This is a genomic window from Sphingobacterium sp. KH_072, from assembly GCF_057837975.1.
In genome coordinates this window covers 902,745-923,201 of sequence record NZ_CM174457.1, presented here as the reverse complement: position 1 = coordinate 923,201, position 20,457 = coordinate 902,745, and the positions used below count along the sequence as shown (strand labels likewise).

The following is a 20,457-nucleotide window of genomic DNA, read 5'->3' as shown; positions in this document are numbered from 1 at the left end:
GTTTTTTTTTAGGTTTGTAATAGATGAAGGGTACGATTATAGTTTCTGTTGTATTGTTTATAGCCGTAGTGGCTGCCTCCATATTTTATTTTACGGGACTGGGCAGCGCGCAAAAGGATTTAACAAAACCACTTACTTTCCTCCCAGAGGAAACTTTGCTCATTGCAGCTTTCAAAAATGAAGAAACCACCGATAATATTTTTAAAGATTACGAAGTCTTCGACGCTTTATTGGGATTTGAGCAAAAGGACAATATGGATGATCTAAAGCAGCAGCTTATGCGCAGTCCGGCTTTGACATCCCATCTCTCCGGCACAGATGTCTATGTTTCTTTCCATTCGGTAGAAAAATCCATCGAAATGCTGCTCACCATCCCCACGATAGAACCATTAAAAAAGAGCTCGGTCAACAATATTTTAGCACAACTTTCTGATAAGTATCAATTCACAACGTTGGATACTCTGGGTCAACAGCTTTTCGCTTTGCGTGCCGATAGCAGCGAGATTACTTGGTATGTTGCTTATCATGCGGATATTTTCTTTGTATCCCCTTCCTTGCCAATTTTAGAGAAAGTATTGGATAAACGGCATCCAAAGCTGAGTCGGGAGCAGATTACGTTCTTCTTGGAGCATACCAATAGAAATGTGCCCCTAAGTTTCTACTTTTCTCACCAGCAAATCGACAGCTTATCTAAAAAAATTCAACGCAATCGGCCGGGGGATTTCATGCAGCAATTCATGGGATTAGCCGGGCAATCTACGTGGAACATCAATTACAAACAAGATGCCCTCATGCTCACGGGTGAGAGTGAACTATTCAAGACCGAACAAAGCTATTTAGCACTTTTTGCATCGCAACAAAAGACGACGCAACGCCTATATCAATATTTCCCGGCCAATACCGCTTTGTACTTAGCCTATTCGGTGAGCGATTTACGGCAATATCGTCAGGATCTGGAAAAATACCTAAAGAACAAACCCAATCAAAAACGCATCCTCGATCAGCTGGAAAGCACCCGCAGCAGCCGGCCGAAGATCACGAGTGGATTTGAAGCTGCCGTTGGAAACGAATTTGCTATCGCAGAATTGAACAATGGCGACTATTTGGGTTTCCTGTCCTTACGCGACTCGAGCGCGTTGGATGGCATCTTGTCTGAACTAGCTGAAAATGCAGGTGATGGCGTATACCGTTTTAAATATGAGCATTTGCTCTATGCTTATTATGGCGATGCTTTCCAACCCTTCCAACGACCTTATTTTACTATTGTAAATGATGTCATGGTATTTGCCAATCAATCATCGACATTAAGCAACTACCGCCGACAGTGGCAGAACAGCGATCTACTGGTCGGAACATTAGGTTTCAAAAATTACCAGCGTATGCAAGGTGATGAAGCCAATGTTACGTTCTTTCTGCATACCAAGAATGCCGGGAGAATGTTGAACAACAACTTGATAAGACCATTTGCACAGAACTTCCGAAATACAGAAAAATTTGGTTACCAAGATTTCTATTCTTGGTCTGTACAGCTCATGGGTAATGGTGGTAATTTTATCAGCAGTATTTACGGTATTTACAAAAGTTCTACCGCATTGGGAGCCTCTCCGGAGTGGACGTATGATTTCAACAACCGCTTAATCACACGCCCGTACGTATTCGAGCATTCCGATACGAGCCAATTTATTCTGGCACAAGGACAAGATCACACCATTCATGCTATTCACCCTACGGGCAAAAAAATGTGGTCCACCGTCTTTTCTGGCCGTGTGATTGGCGATATGGTTCAGCTTTCGGATCGCACTATATTATTGGTTACCGACAGGAATCGGTTGTATCGTTTTGATCCCAATGGCGACGGATTACCCGGTTTTTCTTTGGGTTTGCCCGAAGAGCCAACCGGTTCGCCTGTCCTATTGACAATAGATGGTCGCGATATCATTTTCGTTCCTTTAAGTGATCGATTGGTCGCGTATGATCTGGAAGGAAATTCGGTAAGCAGCTGGACATCGACTGCCGTTTCGGGACGATTGCTACCTGGCATCTATCTCGCTAAAGATGAAATTGTAGTCGGTAGTACCTCGGGTAAAGTGTACTATTTTAATCACTCAGGACAGATTATACAGGAAATTGGGGCGCCGAGTGACGGCAAATTCAGAAATCCATTAGGACACATGGCCAGTTCCACGGCCGAAGATGTATTCATCACCACGGATGCATCGGGCAACTATTATCGCTATTCCAAATCTGGTGGTGTGAGCAGCACATCCATAGCGGGACTTTCCCAAAATCATCGGTCATTCTTTGCACCGCTCTCTGCTACCGATGCGCCAGACATGATCGTGCTCGATGAGAATAAGCTGAGCGTCTATCAATCCACGGATAGCACAGCACTACGCTATAGTCAAGGATTTACCAAAGACATATACCCTACGCCTTTGTTATTCCCGATTTCGCGAACCACTATGCAATTAGGCATTAGCATACCATCCAACAATTTGATTTACGTTTTTACAGAAAACGGCGGCGTGCTGGATGGATTTCCGGTAGAGAGTCTTCCATTGTTTTACTATGGCCGGATCAATTACAATAGTAGCAACTACCTATTATCCACGAAGCGTGATCACAAACTCTATGCTTACAAGCACTAAGAATTTGTTTTACATTGTTTTAGGATGACGAAAAAAATTTTATCAGAAGATTTTTTTTGGTAGGTTTGCATTCATAAATTATATATGTTAGAAGGAAAAAAGAATATCACTTTATTAGACTCGCCGAGGAAAATTATCATCACCACGCATCATAAACCAGATGGCGATGCATTAGGCTCATCTTTAGGGCTTTCGCAGTGGTTGCGCGCGGCAGGACATGAAGTTTCGGTGGTTGTATCTTCAGATTTTCCGACCTTTTTGGATTGGATGCCTGGCCGCGAGGAAGTCATCATTTTCCCAGATCAGCCCGATTTGGTATATGGTCTTTTTGACGAAGCGGAGATTATCTTTTGTCTTGACTACAGTGCGCTATCGCGCACCAATATTTTAGAGCCTGTAATCCGGGGTGCAGCCGGACAGAAGTGGATGATCGATCATCATCTAGATCCTGAAGATTTTGCGGATCTAAGCTACTGGGATTCGCAAGCTGCGGCTACGGCGCAATTGGTGTATCGATTTATTTGCGAAGAATTAAATGGTAAGGATAAACTGAACGCGGATATGGCTACCTGTTTGTATACCGGTATCATGACCGATACAGGCTCGTTCCGATTCAAAGCAGCCAACGCTCAAGTGCACCGTATCATTGCGGACCTAATCGAGATTGGCGTACGCAACTGGGAGATTCACCAAAAAGTATACAATAGCTCGACAGAAAATCGCTTAAAGTTCTTAGGCTATTGCCTATTAAACTGCCTAGAAGTAATCCCTGAGTACAATACGGCCATTTTTGCGCTGAGCAAAAATGATCTTAAACAGTTTGCTATTACGACCGGTGATACCGAAGGTTTGGTAAACTATGCACTATCCATAAAAGGCGTACGCCTAGCAGGATTATTTGTTGATAGAACCGAATTAATTAAGTTATCTTTGCGATCAATTGGAGAAATTCCCTGCAATGAGATCTGCAAAACCCATTTTAATGGGGGCGGACATTTGAACGCGTCAGGAGGAAGTTCTACAGAAGATTTACTAACCGTCGTGGAAAGATTTAAATCGATACTTCCGCAGTACGCAGAAGTATTAACAACTTAACATAAAAATTATACATCCAAATACAAATGAAGAAGTCAATTCTATTTTTAACGGCAGTGGCCGCTCTTGCGATGACCTCATGCCAAAGCTTCAAAAAAGGCGACGGTGGGTTAGAGTACAAATTTATTAAAGAAGGAAGCGGTGAGAAAGCGACCACAGGTGATGTTTTGGCATTTAACCTAATCGTAGAAACAGATCGTGATTCTGTGTTGGCAAATACCTATGATATGGGATTGCCACAAGCACAGCCGATCATGCCAGATTCTACTTTGCAAGGTTCATACCCTGGAGATCCTAACAGCATCTTGCGCATGCTCGGTGAAGGTGATAGCGCCGTGTTCCGTATCAACTTAGACACGATGGCTGCTCGCACTGGTCAACCTAAACCAGAATTTGCAGACAAATACCTTCAATTTACGTTCAAAGTAGAGAAAGTATTCAAAAAAGGTGATTTAGCTGATTCGGTTCTATTTGAGCAAGTCAACAAATACTTCGAAGGCGAAATCGAAAAAATTAAAACCTCAGAAGAAGGCAAAATCAGTTCTTACATCCAAAAAAACAAATTAGAGCCTAAGAAAACAGCTTCTGGTCTTCAATATGTATTGAAAGAAGAAGGTGCTGGTAAATTAGCTGCTCTTGGTGATACAGTCGTATTGAACTACACGGGTTCTTTGGCTGCTAACAACAAAATATTCGACACAAACGATGCTGAGTTAGCGAAGAAAAACAAGATTCATCAACCCATGCGTACGTACGAGCCTATCCGTATTCGCGTAGGTAAAGATCCTGTTATCCAAGGTTGGACAGAAGGTTTGCAGTTATTGAAAAAAGGTAGCAAAGCAACTTTCATCATTCCTTCTAGCTTAGGATATGGCCAACAAGGTTCTATGGGCGCTATTCCGCAATATGCTCCATTAGTATTCGAAGTAGAGGTATTAGACATCATCGCTGGGCCGAAAGAAGAAGAAGTGGTTGCTCCAGAGATGCCAGCTATGCAGGCACCGATCACCCGATAAATTGAAAAATTTTTAATAAAAACGCGATTCTCTGAGAGAATCGCGTTTTTTGTTTGTAATGAGCATTACTTATCAATAAAATGCTAATTTTGGACATGAGTCAGCATACCGTTATCTTAACAGATACCCACACCCATATTTATTACCATGCTGGTAGTCCACAGTTAGAAGAACATCTCAAGCGTTGTTTCGAACAAGATGTGCGCCGGCTATTTCTCCCGAATGTGGATGTGGCATCGATCGCACCCGTGATGGACACCGTTCAAGCGTATCCACAGCATTGTTTTCCGATGTTGGGATTACATCCTTGCAGTGTCAAAGAAGATTATGTGTCGGATCTTGCCGCGATAGAGAAAGCGATTCAATCACATAAAATTTACGCCATTGGCGAGATTGGCATCGATCTATATTGGGATAAAACGACGTTGGCGATTCAGCAAGATGCCTTTAAAACGCAAATTGGCTGGGCCAAGGCGTTAGGCTTACCGATCGATATTCATTGTCGGGAAGCATTCGACGAAGTCTTTGCCATTCTAGAAGAGTTGAACGACGATCAATTATTTGGAATTTTTCATTGCTTTACCGGTACATTAGCACAAGCGCAACGCGCCATTGATCTCGGGTTTAAGCTGGGAATTGGTGGTGTTGTTACTTTCAAAAAAGCAGGATTAGACGCCGTGGTGAGTCAAATACCATTAGAACATATTGTGTTGGAAACCGATGCGCCCTACCTCGCTCCTAGTCCATTTCGTGGTAAGGAAAATGAAAGTAGCTACTTGCGTTATGTCGCGGAAAAGGTAGCCGATCTCCATCAGATATCCATCGAAAAATTAGCACAGATCACCACACAGAATTCAATAGACGTTTTCGGAATATAGCTTATGAACAATATTTTCATCATATATACCGGTGGCACCATCGGGATGGTTAAAGATCCTAAAACAGGTTCTTTCGTACCCTTTGACTTTGAACTAATCGCCAGTAATCTACCCGATTTGAGTCGGCTAAACTACAAGATTACCGTACATTCGTTTGATCCGATTATTGACTCGTCGGATATGAAAGAACATATCTGGGTGGAGATGGCCGAGATTATCCAAAAGAACTACGAATTGTATGATGGTTTTGTGATCTTGCACGGCTCGGATACGATGTCTTTTTCGGCTTCTATCCTGAGCTTTATGCTAGAAGGTTTGCAAAAGCCCGTGATCTTATCAGGATCTCAATTGCCGATCGGCGAAATCCGAACTGACGCGCGCGAGAACTTGATGACGGCTTTGGAGATTGCTTCCGCGAAACGCGACGGACGCTCGATCGTACAGGAAGTATGTATCTTATTTGATAATAAGCTATTTCGTGGCAATCGTTCTTTCAAGTACAATTCGGCCAAGTTCGAAGCTTTTCGTTCACCCAATTATCCGGTGCTTGCAGAAGCTGGAATTCACATTCAATACAATGAGGATGCCTTGTTGGACAACAGCGGACAGAACTTCATCATGCACACCAGCCTAGATAATCGCGTGGCGGTGCTAAAGCTTTTCCCTGGGATCAATCGGACAACTGTTCATCAGATTTTGCACTGTGGCGCTCGCGGAATCATCATGGAGACATTTGGAGCAGGTAATACTATGACCGATCAATGGTTTATTGATGAGTTGAGCGAAGCCATTAAGGCAGGCATCAATATCGTTGATATTTCGCAATGTAAGGTAGGATCCGTAGAAATGGGCAGATACGGCACGAGCGCCAAACTGAAAGGCATCGGCGTACTGAATGGTTATGATATGACCTTTGAAACGGCGATTACCAAACTGATGTATTTGCAAGGACATTTTACCGATCAGGCCGAGGTAGCCAACTACGTGGAACAGCCGATCCGCGGCGAGCTCACGCCAAACGATTAAACAATAAAGGCGCCCGCAGGGCGCCTTTATTGTTTAATCGTTATTTCAAATTATTTACGACTTCTTAAGCCAATCCTTCACTTGCTTAACCAATATCGGCAACGCCGGATACACCATGCCATGGTCGTAACCATCGAGTTCTAATAATTTAATATTTTCATTGCCCACTATTTTCAACATCCGTGCTAAATAAGCATTCTCTTCGTAGCGGCCAACCATTTCTAATTCCCGATCTCCCGTTATTAACGTAACCGGAGGAAGGTCATTGCGCACCCAGAAAAGTGGTGCATACTGATCGATAGTTGGCTGATTGATCTCAATTCCCTGCTCCTGTCTCGCTGTAAAATGCGTAATCGCTTGGCAACTGAATGGTACCACGCCTAGCAAATCATCCGCATCGATGGCATGCTGTTGTAAATAACTTTTATTAAGCGTTAGCATCATCGCCAAATATCCACCAGCGCTATGTCCGGATAGCACGATTTTATCTTTCGATCCGCCTAGTTTTTCAATTTCTTCAAAAGCCCATTTGACGGATTGCGCCGCATCTTGGATGATCGTTTCGACTTTCACCTGCGGTGAGAATCGGTAGCCAACACCGATCACGGCTATCCCCTTTCCTTTCAGATATTCAGGTATTTCTTTCTGTCCGCCGGTCAATCCTCCCCCGTGAAACCACACGATAGTTGCAAAATCGGATTCCCCTTTGGGAATATACACATCCAGCAAACATTGCTGATTGGTATACGCATCTTGGGATTGCCCGTAATAGGCTACATTTTGCTTCACAAGCCCATCAGATTGGGCAGATAAGTTGGAAGCGTATAAAAATAAGATCGTAGTAAGAAATGTAATTACATGTTTTATCATCCATTAAAACTACACATATTTTGATTAGATCCCAACCAATCCATCCTCCAAAAAACAAAATGAATTTCGTATTTTTACGAAAGCTGGCAGGCTGATACTACTTACCCCGTTGACTATATTTTACCCTTAAGCAAATGAGTGACGAGATTAACAACACGAACGCGGAAAACCACGACGAACTTCCTGATGCCCAAAATGGGGAGTTGGCGAGTAATACCATTCCTCTTTCTGGTCTTTATGAAAACTGGTTTCTGGATTACGCTTCGTATGTAATTCTGGATCGGGCGGTACCTCATATCAATGATGGTTTCAAACCGGTACAACGTCGTATTTTACACTCGCTGCGCGAAATGGACGATGGCCGGTACAACAAAGCCGCCAACGTGATTGGTAACACGATGAAATATCACCCACATGGTGATGCGTCTATCGGTGATGCCATGGTACAAATCGGGCAAAAAGATCTACTAATCGACTGTCAAGGAAACTGGGGCGATCCCATTACGGGCGATTCGGCGGCAGCGCCACGTTATATTGAAGCACGTTTGTCGAAGTTTGCCAACGATGTTGTTTTTAATCCGGACACCACCGAATGGCAATTGAGCTACGATGGTCGGAATAATGAACCCATTACGCTACCGGTAAAATTTCCCTTATTGCTGGCGCAAGGTGCCGAAGGAATTGCCGTCGGTCTGGCAACGAAGATTATGCCACACAATTTTGTAGAATTGATCGATGGCTGTATTCAGGCACTGCAAGGCGAAAGGCCAGATATATATCCTGATTTTCCGACAGGCGGAATGGCCGATGTGTCGGCTTATAATGAAGGGATACGCGGCGGAAAGATTCGCGTCCGCGCAAAGATTGAAGAGCGTGATAAGAAAACGCTCGCTATTACCGAAATCCCTTTCGGAACCACAACGGGCAGCTTGATCGACAGTGTGGTCGCCGCTAACGACAAAGGCAAGATTAAAATCAAGAAAATTGAAGATAATACTGCAAAGAATGTGGAGATTATTGTGCATCTGGCACCGGGTATTTCGCCCGATATGACCATCGATGCCTTATACGCTTTTACTTCTTGCGAGAATGCCATTTCTCCGAATACCTGTGTCATTAAGGAAAGTAGGCCACATTTTATGTCGGTCAATGATATTCTGATCGAAAATGCGAAGCAGACGAAAGCTCTACTCAAAAAGGAATTAGAAATTCGCTTGCACGAATTGCAAGAAAAAATCTTCTTTAGCACGCTGCTCAAAATATTCATCGGCGAAGGGATGTACAAGAATAGCCAATACGAGCAATCGGGCGATTTCAAAACGGTTGTCGTCGTTTTAAATCAACTATTTACCCCATTCTTTGATCAGTTTTATCGGGAGATTACTAGCGACGATTACAAGCGCTTGATCGATAAACCGATGAGTAGCATTACGCGCTTCGACGTGTCGAAGGCGGATGAGCAGATGAAGAGCTTAGAAGACGAAATCAAAGAGGTTAAGCGCCATCTTCGTCAGCTCACGGAATATGCTATTCGTTGGTTTGAATACTTACGCGAGAAATATGGAAAAGGACGCGTACGAAAGACAGAAATTCGCACGTTTGACAAGGTAGAGGCAGCTCAGGTGGCATTGGCCAACGCAAAATTATATGTGAACCGCGAAGAGGGTTTCATCGGTACCAACATGAAAAAAGATGAGTTTGTATCGGAATGTTCAGATATCGATGATATCATTACCTTCCGTGCCGATGGCAAGTATTCTATCAACAAGATTCAAGACAAAATATTCGTAGGCAAAGATATCATCCACGTCGCTGTCTTCAAAAAAGGAGACGATCGCACTACCTACAACGCGATTTATAAAGACGGTACTACCGGTACCAGTTATGTAAAACGCTTTTCGGTTAGCGGCGTGACACGCGATAAACCTTACGATATCAGCAAAGGAACAAAGGGTTCTAAAATATTATATTTCACGGCAAATCCCAATGGCGAAGCCGAGACGGTTAACATTCAGCTCAAGCCACATTCGCAGCTTAGAAAGCTCAGCTTTGATGTGGACTTCGCAGAGTTGGCCATCAAAGGTCGCGGATCGCAGGGAAATATTGTCAGCAAATATCCCCTCAAAAAAATCACCTTTAAGAACGCCGGCGTATCGACCTTGGCCGGACGAAAAATCTGGTATGATGCCACGCTACAACGACTTAATGCTGATGAACGCGGCACGTATTTAGGAGAATTTGATGGTGCTGATAAGATTTTAGTCGTGATGCCGGATGGATCGTACGAATTATCGACCTTCGATCTCAACAATCATTTCGATGAGAAGATGATCCGATTGGAGCGATACGCACCAGATCATGTGTATACAGCGATTCAGCAAGATGGCAAAACAGGCACTTACTATGTCAAGCGCTTCAAGTTTGACGACATACCTGTCGGAAAACGGGTGAAATTCATCAACGAAGAAGCGGGTTCACGACTGATATTATTGACCAATGCCTTGGAGCCAGTCGTCCGATTGAATATTCTAAAAGGTAAATCCCAAACCCCAGAAGAGTTTGAGCAACCTTTACCGGAGATTATTGATATCAAAGGTTTAAAAGCACAAGGAAATCGATTGTCTTTCCATAAAGTAGAAAATATCAAGCTCCTAACGTCCGAAGTAGACTTATCTACGCTGACGCAAACAAAGGTATCGGCAGAAGTAACGGAAACAATTACAGCCGAAGAAGATAAGTCGGCACCTGTAGAAAACAGTGAGCCAAAGCCACACGATGGCCCGACGATGGAGATTACCAATCCAGATGATATTAATCTGGATGAAGATGGACAGGTTTCGTTGTTTTAAAAAGGTCTAATTTCCGAACACCTCCTATTCAGCAAGCTTATTTGACTTGCTGAATAGCCGTTAACACCTCAGCGACCACAAAGGTACTTCCGCCGACAAAAATCAAATCATTGGGCTGCCAAGCGTCTAAAGCCGCTTGGTACGCGTGCAATACTGTTGCATGGTGAATGCCCTTTAAGCCATATTCAGCTGCTAATTCTTGTAACACCTTGGCATCCATCGCACGCGGCAAAGCTGGTGCGCAAAAGTGATAAAAAGCTTCTTTAGGCAGCAAAGGCAAGATATGACTGAGGTCTTTATCTTTCATCGCCCCGATCACGATTTGCAATTGTTGATAAGGCGTCCGTTCCAGATTTTGTACGACTTGGCGCACGCCATCTTCATTGTGCCCTGTATCGCATATCACGTAGGGTTCAGTCGAGATGGTCTGCCATCTACCCGTCAATCCTGTTCGCTGCTGCACTTGCTGCAAGCCTGAGCGAATGTGCTCATCGGAAATAATAAAACCCTGTTTTTGCAATTCTTGCACAACACACAGCACTCCTTTTAAGTTATGCGCTTGATAAGAACCCATCAAATCCAGTTGTAGCTGCATAAAATTCGAACTGTCTGCTAGATTAATCGCATCCAATTGTTGAAAGCCAGCGATGTCATCAGCTGAAGGCTCTACGGCCCACTGTTCAGACGCGAATGTGATTGGCGCTTGCATGGCTAGCGCTTGACTACGAAAAACATCTTGCGTATCTAAGTGCTTTTCTGATATCACTACTGGTATACTCTTTTTAATAATGCCAGCCTTTTCCGCAGCGATCAATTGTATGGTATCACCCAACATATCGACATGATCTAGTCCAATATTGGTAATTAGAGATACGATCGGTGTGATGATATTAGTGCTATCCAACCTTCCACCCAAGCCAACTTCAATAATAGCAATATCCACGTTTTGCTGCGCAAAATAATCGAACGCCATAGCTACCATCACTTCGAAAAAGGATGGTTGAATTTCTTCGATGATCGCTTGATGCTGTTGTACGAATTGAAGTACATATTGCTGACTGACTGGAAGACCGTGCACGCGTACCCTCTCTCTGAAATCCACGAGATGTGGTGAGGTGTATAAGCCCGTTTTCAGCCCCGCAGTTTCCAGAATGGAGGTGATCATGTGTGAGGATGATCCTTTTCCATTCGTACCGGCGACGTGGATAGATTTAAAATGCTGCTGGGGATTGCCTAGATAATCGCAAAGTTGAATCGTGCGATCTAAACCTTTATTGATGGCTGTAGCGCCATCTCTTGTAAACATAGGCAATCGAGCATAGAGATACTCGATGGCCTGTGTATAGTTATGCATAAAAATGGAATGAAAGTATCTATCGTACCTTGAACCGGAAGGTCACTTTGCCTACTTGGCTGTCCGGTGCATTAGCCAACGAATTTAATTTGGCATTTTCTACTGCTTGAATACATTTCTGCACTAATCGGTAATCTGCAATGGTCGTTTTTGATCCTTGGCGAGCACGTACAATACGTCCACTTTTATCTACCGTAAACTCTACTTCCACGATTCCAACCGATTGCCCATCATCTTGGATACTTGGCGGAACGTCCCAACGCCGATTAGAAAGGGAAAGCATCATATTACCGAAGCCAGAACCTCCTTCACCATAATTGCTTGCTAATGGATCTCCCAGCTCTGAACCCTGGTTGCCCGGTGTAGAACCTGTACCATCGCCACCACCTTGGCCACTATTTTTCTTACCCTTAAATAGCGCATTCTGATTGACTGCCTGCGTAGCGTTCTTTTTCTCTACCGTGCTTTGTTCGGCATTATTTTGTTTTGGCTTTTCTGCTTTTGTTACAGCTGGTGCGTCGTCCACATCTTGCGTCGCTACCGTTTTTTCAGCAACTTGTTGTGTTGGCGTCGGTATTGGTGTGGTATTAGGGTCGATTTTGTCAGGTCGTACCTCGTTGGCATTTTCATCTACTGAAGGTTCATCTACGCTCATGTAATCATCGCCCATACCTTCTGGAGAAGTACCATAGTTTACTATAATACCACCCATACCGTATTCTGGAATTTGCTGACCAAAGACAATAAAAAAACCAATCGCCAATAGACCGGCCATCACCAAGCTGGATATGCCCAATGCCTTTGGCATATTGTTCTCTTCCAAATGTTGTTGGTGGTACTGCATATTTTGATATTTCTTTAAGGTCTATAGACCAGATCTGCTGCTAATTGTTTAAAATCTACCCGAAAAATATTAATTGTTTTTCGGTTCTGTCGCCAATACCAGTTTTACGCGCAGGCGATTCGCTACATCCATTACAGAGATCACGTTTTGAATCGGCACGGTGCTATCTGCATAGAGCATAATGGTCAACTCCTCACCTGTTGTCAAGTTGTTTTGGATGTATCCTTCCAAGCTTTCCAGAGGTACTGCTTGTTTGTCTACATGGTAGACAAGATCGCTTGTGATGGAGATCGTCATGGTTTTCTTGGCCACCGACTGCTCACCTGCACTAGAACGAGGCAGCAACAATTTTACAACTTGCGGATTGGCTACGGCTGAAGCTAGCAAGAAGAACAGCATCAAGAAGAACATGATGTCGTTGAGTGCTGCTGTGTGCACCTCTGCCGTAGGCTTATTTCTTTTATTTCTTAAATTCATCTGAGATTAAGCATTTTGAGCGAGAATTATGATCCCGGCTCGTCCAACAGATCGATAAATTCAATAGCATCCGTTTCCATACGAAGGATCACGCGCTCTACCATCATATTTAAGATGTGATAACCGATGTAAGCCAAGATACCGATCGTTAGTCCGGAAGCAGACGCAATCATTTTGACATACAAACCGCCAGAAACTGAACCGATGTCGATCCCTCCAGCAATCTCCACTTCACGGAAAATCTGAATAACCCCGAAGATCGTACCTACGAAACCAAGCATGGGCGCGATACCGGCTACGATACCAAGAATATTAATATTTTTCTCTAAACGAGCTACTTCCAGTTTACCTTGGTTTTCGATAGCTCCTTCGATGTCTTTGATCGGACGTCCGACACGCGTAAGACCTTTTTGCAACATGCGCGACAGCGCCGAATTGCTCGAACGGCAAACGGCAATGGCAGAATCTAGCTTACCAGACAATACATTTGACTTTACTTGAGGCAAGAGTCCAGCTTCGCGTCTGGATGCCTTACGAATGGTAAGGTAGCGCTCTACGAAGATCACCAAACCGATGAAGAACAATAAAATAATAGGCACCATTATCCATCCACCTCGCATCAACAACTGTAGAAGATTCGTATCTTCTTGTACTGGAGCTAAATTCACTGTTTGTTGCATCTGGCTTATAGAATCAACCGGGTATGCTTGTAAAAGTAATGACATCATGTGATTAAGATATACTTGTTTTTTTGTGTATTCAATTTATTTTTTGACCGCTTTATGCCATGCATCAGCGACGAAGTTTTTGCGAACTAGGCGTAATGCAGAATCTGTTTTTTCTTTGGAAACATACGAATCCCAAATTACTGTCGCTGGACTATCAAGACCTCTGCCAGGAATCAGACGCACACGCGGCTGTCCTTTTTTATTAAACTCTGTGACCATCTCTTCGGCATCGTCCAATGGCAGACGAGATCCAATAACGATATACCAATGGTGATTTGCCGGAATTACCGGCTGAATTGCAGCACCCGCTGGTGGACTTACCGGAGCTTGCGCTCCAAGATTGGCAGTATCTGGACGATCGCGAAGTACAGACGAAGTGTCTACCACATCCGTCGACGCCAGTGGTATGCGAGACTCTCCTTCAGTTGCATATGTATTTGACCTTGCATCTTCTGTATCCAAATCATTCACACCCGAATAAAGTGACTCTGGACGCGTCACATACCAAAGTGCTCCAATAATCGACAAAGCTACTACCGCTGCCAGAACATACCAAATCATGTGCGAGCGATTGTTATCCTCTACGTATTCACTAGCGTATGTATATTCTTGGTTTTCATTGCTTGGAATTAATTCTGTCGGCGTACTATCTTCTTTTACTACTCCAGATCTGCTTCCTTGATATTTATTTTGGATCAATGGCGGAGCTTCTTGTGCGGGGGCGCCCTTAGTCAAATCTTCTGATCCAGACTCCTCCGATGCCGTAGGTTGCGCTGCAAATACAGTTTTTTCTTCTGGCGCTACGACATCTTCTGCATGCGTTTCATGTATTACTTCCTGCTCCGCAGTATTGTTTTCTTCTTCTAAAGATACTGGCTCTGCAAGAACGACCTCACTTGCCGTGACTTCCTCCACTGACTCAGCTTCTTTATCATATACCACATTTTCCGCATCAGATTCGAGTTCCTCGGTGGCTAGCGATTCTGGCACATCTACATGCGATTCCCAAACCTCTTCAGCGGCTGGACTTTCTACGGCTATGTTATCTACAGAAACTGTTTTTGTATCTGAAGGCTCCTCTTCTGGTACTTCGCGTATTTCTTCTTCAGAAATTGGCGCGACCTCTTCCTCGATATGATGCTCTTCTGGAGCAGGCTCGTCGATATTTGGTGAAATCTCTAACTCATCCTCTGAGGTAATTTCTTCCGTATTTGTATGATCGATTTCTTCGGAATCTGCTGTTTCGGTAGCTGATTCTCCCTCATTATCAACTGGTAATGCCACGTACTGCTCTGGCTCTTCCGTTTTCTGCACTGGCTGCTCGATATTAGATATCGGCTCAAATACAAAACTGGATAAATCTATCGCACGAAAAACATAGCCATCCCCATAGGTCAATAAATCGCCTAATTGCGGGATATGTGCTTTGCCATGCTCATTAATATTAGAAACGATGGAAGCGACTTCTCGCGCGACTAATTCCTTTGCGTCGGTACGAGAAATTTCATTTTCCTGACGTAGGTATTCTGCTAAGTCTAAACCTTCCTGATCGCGATCGACAAATTCTACATAATCAATGGGAGGCAAGAATACATTGTGTTGCTCATCGAATGATGATGCCTGATGTACTTTTTTAAATGCACCAAGCCCATGTACGTATACGCTTGGGTAATGTTTGAGTACTTGTTGTATCTTCTTGCCTAAGTCCATAGTGATGATGGGATTAAAACACAAATTTAGTCCAAAGAATCAATTAAAACGAAAAATTGAGTCCACCAATCACGTTAAATCCTAATCTTGGGTAATATAAGTAACGCTGATACTCGTTATTTAGCATATTATTTGCTTTCACAAAAATACCTAACTGCTTAGTAGCTTTATATTCTGCTCCCGCACTTAGATCTAAAAACGAAGGTATGTTTTGTACGGTAGGTGCACTTGGATCGATCGCTACACCGCTTGAATTGTAGGCAAATGCGCGTGCAGAAGTTTGTCCGTGGAACAGTGCTTCGGCATCGATATATAATTTCTCCGAGATGTTGAAACGTGCATTGGCTGTCAAACGGATATTGGGCGTATGCCAAGTTTCTGCCTGATAGGCCATGGTGTAGTTGTCGATGTTCAATCGGCCACCTAAATTCACGGCTTCGGAAACGCGGATGTTAATCTCGCCCTCTATACCCACATGTTTGACTGATTCGTCACCGTCGCCATCATATACTAAATCAAATTGGAAAGGATTAGCAATATTATTTACAAACAATGGCATACCTTCTAATTGACGATAAAATGCTTTGGCTTTCCATCCAAATGTAGCGCCTGCATTTCCTTTGATACCACCATATGCGTGCATACGCTCAATTGTGTTTTGGATCGTAATGCCTGATGCCAAGAATGGATTTTGACGCGCAAAATCGCGATATGATCCGCGCTCTACACCACCAGTCACCCCACCAAAAATATAGAAATACTCGGGTACAAGCGAGAAATCAATTTCTGCTTTCGGAAAGATATTAAACGAAGATTGGTCACCAAACTCCGACACCAAATTGGCACCTAATTGAATAGTGTAGTTAACGCCTTTGAAACTGATATAAGGATTGGCAGAAGCGACAGAATTACTCACGCCTGATGCACCAAGTATATTCATCGCACCTTCCACATTATTAATATCTACCGCCACATTTGCTCCTACGTTGAACGTGCGAACGCGTTTGTTCAAATAGCCCGCTAAGGCAAATGAATTCTCACGTGCATCATAGCGATCGGAGAAAGTATACGCATCGGTCTTGAGTGAAAAACTCAACGCATCTTCATCTTCTGGATCGAAATTGCTGACCATCTCACCCGTAAGATACAGGTCGTTGAACACTTGCCCTTCGCGAGATGGATTCAACGATGCGCCGTTTTGATCAACAGGAACACCATAAAAGTTAGTTCCTAACCGATTATAACCAATCTGTCCATCAATGGTCAGAGCTGGAAAAATGCGTCTACCAAAAGCACCTACTTCTTGGCGGCTGAAACGTTGGTCATCCAAGCTACCTTTTTGATTGAGGTGCTTGACGAAACCACCGAATCGGATATCTTCATAGTCCTCTACCGCGAAGTAGGCTTCGCCCATGATGGTTCCTAAATTACCAACACCCGCTTTCACATAGTTGCTATAGGTATCGCGTGAGCGAATGAAAGGAGTTTCCATGATTTTCAACTCACTCAATCCCGTATTGATATCCAACTTCTTATCAGGCACATTGCCATACGTTAAACGCGGCATGTATTCTCTTTTGTTGGACATATCTGGACTACGGCGAATTTTGACCGCGTCCGCTAATAACGGGCGATAGTCTCGAACGATTACAAATGAATCGATGGCAACTGGTTTTTCTGTGTCTTCGCGTTGTTGAGCAGCAGCTTCAAAACTGACACCGGTAAGCATCGCTAAAAACGCTGTTTGCGTTAGTATCTTCTGAAATTTCATCTTCACTACCCTAATCTTATTTAATTTTCTGCAATAACTCCTTCGCCTCTTTTACAACGCCATCTTTATCGTTATCGTAATTATCGATCACGCTCTCCAATGTTGCTTTAGCCTGGAAGTTGTCTCCTTTTCCTCTGTATGCCTCTGCCATCGTGATAAAACCTTTGGCTACCCAATACTCGAAAGAAGAGAATTTATCTCCAATTTCCATCGCCGTCTGGATGGCTTTATCCCATTGCTTGCTCTGTACCTGCTGCTTCGCGATCAGATAACGGGCTTCTGCGCCGGTCTCTGTTTTCGATTTTGCGGCTGCTGAGGTTAGCTCCTTAGTCGCATCAGCGGCTTTGTTTGTTGCCTGATATGCTTTCGCAGCATATAAGTGTGCTTTCGCTATCTCTTCTTCTGACGCTTTTTCGTATCCTTTGATAATGTTGGCGTATGTCAACGTTTCGACGTAATCATTGATATTGAAATAACTTACCATCAAATTGTTGATCGCCCAACCGTAATTTTCTTTGTATTCGGAAGTCAGCTCCAGTTTTTTCAATACCTGAACGGCCTCGTTGTAGGCTTTATTACGCAAGTGCAAGCGAGCCACACTTAATAAGGTGCGCTCGGTGTACGCACTAGTCCAATCATTCATGATGATATTGAAGTCGTGCAACGCTTCGGTATCCTTGCGCAATTGCGCGTAGCTCTCGCCACGAATAAAGCGCGCATGTTTCTCATTGATCGGTTTTGGAAACTTATCGAAGTACGCATTTACTGCTTCGACAGCACCTTGCCAGTTACCGCGATCAAATAAAGTACGTGCTACAGCAAAAGTATGCCCATCCTGCTCTGCTTTACTCAAATCACCAATATTGGTGCTGGTTGCATAACGAATGTAACCCGATGCATCGTTCTTATCCAAATAGATATTCTCAATAGATGCTAAAGACTGTTTCGCCTCGTCTGTTGTCGGATATTGATTGACCACACGTTGGAAAGTCGCTAAAGCAGCATCTCTATTATCTTGATTGTATTGCACCAATCCGATCGTAACTAAGGCACGGGGCACATAGCTACTGCGTGGATATTGCTCTACCATTTTTTGAAGACCAGAGATCGCTTGATCGTACTGGTCTAGCAAGAAATAGGTGTAAGGAATTTCAAAAGCCACGTCATCCGCATAATTGGAGTTAGGAAACTTTTGAACAACCGAATTCAGTGTAGCAATTTTTGCTTGGCTATTGCCCTGCAAACCTTGGATGATACCACGTTGGAATAAGGCATAATCCTGACTTTGCGCACCGGAACTGATGAGACGATCGTAGTATGACATCGCACGACCATAATTCTTCGTGCCGAAATACGAATCGGCTGCACGAGCTATTGCGTCATTACGTGTATTGGCATCTACCCCATCGCGCGCAGCGCCAGATAAGAAACGCTCAAAATAATTGGCTGCTGTGCTGTAGTTATCATTACGGAATGCGGCATAGGCCAATGCATAATTCGCATAATGATATACATCCGTTTTGCGTGCTGCTGGCAATTGCAAGAACTTGTTGAAGTTGGCCGTTGCTTCTTTGTACTTACGTACTTCGTACATCGCTTCTGCTTTCCAGTATGTAGATAGCGCGTAGATTTCTTCGTCGTAGCGGTTTTCTTCAGAACGCATAAACATAGAGATACCATTCTCAAAAGCGCGCTCGTTGTAATATTCCAAACCGCGGTAATAGGTCACTTTTTGATACGCTGCTTTTGCTTCGCGGCTACTACGATTGATTCCTTCCAATACGTCTACCGCTGCGCGGTAATTTTTAGTTCCTAAAAGCACTTCTGCCAACAGTGTTTTTGCTTCTTCGCTGCGTGTAGAACTTGGATACGTCTGTAGATACTCCTGAACAGCATCTAACGCCACTTGATGAAACTCCAATTCGTACGACAGTTTCGCGTAATTGAATAAACCTTCCTCTTTCAATTGTGGATCGAAATCCAATTTAGAGGCACGGAAGAATGCATTACGCGCACTTTGTTTGTTATTTGTTTTGATGAAGGAATCACCCAACGTGATCATTGCACTTTGGTAGTAGGCATCTGGATCATCCAGTTTTTCCAACTCCGCAATAGCACGTTCGTAATTTCCTAATTTGTAGTTGATGTATCCGATCTGATAGCTATCCTGATTGTTCTGGGTTTTGCCTTGATCAGCCGCTTGAAAACGATCGTAATACTGCTTAGATTTATCTAAATCACTCTTAATGAAATAGGTCGCCGCTACGATTCGGAACATCTCCGTTTCACTCTCCTGCTTCGTATTTTGTAAGATGGGTAAGGCGTAAGCCAATACATCATCATAGCGTTTATCTAAAAAGTAAAGCGCCGTGATGTAATAAGGATAACTATTTTCATACGTTTTTGAACCTTTCAAACGTTCGAATTCGTTCAACGCCGTTTTATACTCTGCATCTAAATAACTTAGGTATGCATGATAGTAAATAGCCGCTTCTTGATACGAAGAATTGCGATCTTTCAAATCTGCGAATACGGGTTTTGCCGCTTCGTAATCTTTCGTCATAAAGCGAGCATAAGCTAGCTTGAAGCGATATTCTGTCGCTTCTGCTCCCGCTAAACTCTTGCTATCTATACGGGTAAACCATTCAATCGCTTTTTCAAATTCCTGACGGGTATAATAGAATTTACCAATCTGAAAATTGGCCGCTTTAGAGTTAGCACTAGAAGGAAAGTCTCGAATGTATTTTAAGAATAAGCTTTCTGCATTACTTTCTTCCAACTCTAAGGCACACACCGCTTGGTAATAGCGGATGTTTTCCTTTAACAAAGTTAATTCCTGCGTCTCATCCAGCTGCAGCGTCGATTTAGTACGTACGCTCTCCGCCCGATCAAACTGCTTTGCAGCGGAACTAAATTTCCCGCGCTCATACAACTCCAAACCAGACTTGTATGCGTTATTCACATCTTGCCAAGCGGTTTGCTGAGCGACTGCGGCTGTCCCCATCAAGCATAAAGCCACCCCAACCTGATATATCTTATTGTACATATAAACGAATTCTACTATTTATTGGATAACGTCTTTTTTACCATCATTTTGGTTTGCCGATTCAGAGCGATATGCGCGCTATTGGTCGACAGATTCCTACAACATACGAAAATAGATGTTACCCTTTAAGTTTTCCTCAAAAGTT

The 20,457-nt window shown here is 43.5% G+C and carries 14 protein-coding genes; 6 read left to right on the top strand and 8 right to left on the bottom strand.

What is annotated here, in order from left to right; all coding sequences use genetic code 11:
- The first annotated feature begins 23 nt into the window (after nt 1-23).
- The 5 genes from AC3IRT_RS04385 to AC3IRT_RS04365 all read left to right on the top strand — a co-directional run bounded on the left by AC3IRT_RS04385 (nt 24) and on the right by AC3IRT_RS04365 (nt 6,663).
- Nucleotides 24-2,648, top strand: coding sequence for an outer membrane protein assembly factor BamB family protein (locus tag AC3IRT_RS04385; protein ID WP_489395221.1), 2,625 nt, complete (start codon nt 24-26; stop codon nt 2,646-2,648).
- An 84-nt stretch (nt 2,649-2,732) separates the two neighbouring features.
- Complete coding sequence (locus AC3IRT_RS04380; RefSeq protein WP_489395220.1) at nt 2,733-3,743, top strand: DHH family phosphoesterase; 1,011 nt, start codon at nt 2,733-2,735, stop codon at nt 3,741-3,743.
- Nucleotides 3,744-3,769: 26 nt separating this feature from the next.
- Nucleotides 3,770-4,759 (top strand): FKBP-type peptidyl-prolyl cis-trans isomerase, encoded by a 990-nt coding sequence (locus AC3IRT_RS04375; protein ID WP_489395219.1) that lies wholly within the window; start codon nt 3,770-3,772, stop codon nt 4,757-4,759.
- A gap of 95 nt (nt 4,760-4,854) precedes the next feature.
- Nucleotides 4,855-5,637 carry a TatD family hydrolase gene (locus AC3IRT_RS04370; protein ID WP_489395218.1) on the top strand — a complete coding sequence of 261 codons (783 nt, stop codon included), beginning with the start codon at nt 4,855-4,857 and terminating at the stop codon, nt 5,635-5,637.
- Between the two features lie 3 nt (nt 5,638-5,640).
- Complete coding sequence (locus AC3IRT_RS04365; RefSeq protein WP_489395217.1) at nt 5,641-6,663, top strand: asparaginase; 1,023 nt, start codon at nt 5,641-5,643, stop codon at nt 6,661-6,663.
- 54 nt (nt 6,664-6,717) lie between these two features.
- Here the strand turns inward: AC3IRT_RS04365 and AC3IRT_RS04360 are convergent, their stop codons facing one another.
- Nucleotides 6,718-7,533, bottom strand: a complete 816-nt coding sequence (locus tag AC3IRT_RS04360; protein ID WP_489395216.1) for an alpha/beta hydrolase — start codon at nt 7,531-7,533, stop codon at nt 6,718-6,720.
- 134 nt (nt 7,534-7,667) lie between these two features.
- Between AC3IRT_RS04360 and AC3IRT_RS04355 the strand changes: the two genes are divergently transcribed.
- Nucleotides 7,668-10,382: a DNA gyrase/topoisomerase IV subunit A gene (locus AC3IRT_RS04355; protein WP_489395215.1), complete on the top strand. Its 2,715-nt coding sequence runs from the start codon at nt 7,668-7,670 to the stop codon at nt 10,380-10,382.
- Between the two features lie 37 nt (nt 10,383-10,419).
- Here AC3IRT_RS04355 and AC3IRT_RS04350 read toward each other — a convergent pair whose 3' ends face one another.
- The 7 genes from AC3IRT_RS04350 to AC3IRT_RS04320 all read right to left on the bottom strand — a co-directional run bounded on the left by AC3IRT_RS04350 (nt 10,420) and on the right by AC3IRT_RS04320 (nt 20,312).
- Complete coding sequence (locus AC3IRT_RS04350; RefSeq protein ID WP_489395214.1) at nt 10,420-11,736, bottom strand: bifunctional folylpolyglutamate synthase/dihydrofolate synthase; 1,317 nt, start codon at nt 11,734-11,736, stop codon at nt 10,420-10,422.
- Nucleotides 11,737-11,755: 19 nt separating this feature from the next.
- Nucleotides 11,756-12,580, bottom strand: a complete 825-nt coding sequence (locus AC3IRT_RS04345; RefSeq protein ID WP_489395213.1) for an energy transducer TonB family protein — start codon at nt 12,578-12,580, stop codon at nt 11,756-11,758.
- A gap of 69 nt (nt 12,581-12,649) precedes the next feature.
- Entirely contained in the window at nt 12,650-13,057 is a 408-nt protein-coding gene (locus AC3IRT_RS04340; RefSeq protein WP_489395212.1) for an ExbD/TolR family protein, read from the bottom strand.
- A 26-nt stretch (nt 13,058-13,083) separates the two neighbouring features.
- Nucleotides 13,084-13,782 (bottom strand): MotA/TolQ/ExbB proton channel family protein, encoded by a 699-nt coding sequence (locus AC3IRT_RS04335; protein ID WP_066755750.1) that lies wholly within the window; start codon nt 13,780-13,782, stop codon nt 13,084-13,086.
- A 39-nt stretch (nt 13,783-13,821) separates the two neighbouring features.
- Nucleotides 13,822-15,495: a hypothetical protein gene (locus AC3IRT_RS04330; protein ID WP_489395211.1), complete on the bottom strand. Its 1,674-nt coding sequence runs from the start codon at nt 15,493-15,495 to the stop codon at nt 13,822-13,824.
- A gap of 43 nt (nt 15,496-15,538) precedes the next feature.
- On the bottom strand, nt 15,539-17,266 hold the full coding sequence (locus AC3IRT_RS04325) for a TonB-dependent receptor (protein ID WP_489395210.1): 1,728 nt from the start codon (nt 17,264-17,266) through the stop codon (nt 15,539-15,541).
- A 16-nt stretch (nt 17,267-17,282) separates the two neighbouring features.
- On the bottom strand, nt 17,283-20,312 hold the full coding sequence (locus tag AC3IRT_RS04320; RefSeq protein ID WP_489395209.1) for a tetratricopeptide repeat protein: 3,030 nt from the start codon (nt 20,310-20,312) through the stop codon (nt 17,283-17,285).
- Nucleotides 20,313-20,457: the final 145 nt, after the last annotated feature.

Excerpts from the sequence above, each read along its gene's own strand:
- AC3IRT_RS04370 (WP_489395218.1), top strand. The coding sequence starts at position 4,855 with ATGAGTCAGCATACCGTTATCTTAACAGATACCCACACCCATATTTAT.
- AC3IRT_RS04380 (WP_489395220.1), top strand. The coding sequence starts at position 2,733 with ATGTTAGAAGGAAAAAAGAATATCACTTTATTAGACTCGCCGAGGAAA.
- AC3IRT_RS04335 (WP_066755750.1), bottom strand. The coding sequence starts at position 13,782 with ATGTCATTACTTTTACAAGCATACCCGGTTGATTCTATAAGCCAGATG.
- AC3IRT_RS04385 (WP_489395221.1), top strand. The coding sequence starts at position 24 with ATGAAGGGTACGATTATAGTTTCTGTTGTATTGTTTATAGCCGTAGTG.
- AC3IRT_RS04360 (WP_489395216.1), bottom strand. The coding sequence starts at position 7,533 with ATGATAAAACATGTAATTACATTTCTTACTACGATCTTATTTTTATAC.
- AC3IRT_RS04330 (WP_489395211.1), bottom strand. The coding sequence starts at position 15,495 with ATGGACTTAGGCAAGAAGATACAACAAGTACTCAAACATTACCCAAGC.
- AC3IRT_RS04375 (WP_489395219.1), top strand. The coding sequence starts at position 3,770 with ATGAAGAAGTCAATTCTATTTTTAACGGCAGTGGCCGCTCTTGCGATG.
- AC3IRT_RS04320 (WP_489395209.1), bottom strand. The coding sequence starts at position 20,312 with ATGTACAATAAGATATATCAGGTTGGGGTGGCTTTATGCTTGATGGGG.
- AC3IRT_RS04325 (WP_489395210.1), bottom strand. The coding sequence starts at position 17,266 with ATGAAATTTCAGAAGATACTAACGCAAACAGCGTTTTTAGCGATGCTT.
- AC3IRT_RS04365 (WP_489395217.1), top strand. The coding sequence starts at position 5,641 with ATGAACAATATTTTCATCATATATACCGGTGGCACCATCGGGATGGTT.
- AC3IRT_RS04355 (WP_489395215.1), top strand. The coding sequence starts at position 7,668 with ATGAGTGACGAGATTAACAACACGAACGCGGAAAACCACGACGAACTT.
- AC3IRT_RS04345 (WP_489395213.1), bottom strand. The coding sequence starts at position 12,580 with ATGCAGTACCACCAACAACATTTGGAAGAGAACAATATGCCAAAGGCA.
- AC3IRT_RS04340 (WP_489395212.1), bottom strand. The coding sequence starts at position 13,057 with ATGAATTTAAGAAATAAAAGAAATAAGCCTACGGCAGAGGTGCACACA.
- AC3IRT_RS04350 (WP_489395214.1), bottom strand. The coding sequence starts at position 11,736 with ATGCATAACTATACACAGGCCATCGAGTATCTCTATGCTCGATTGCCT.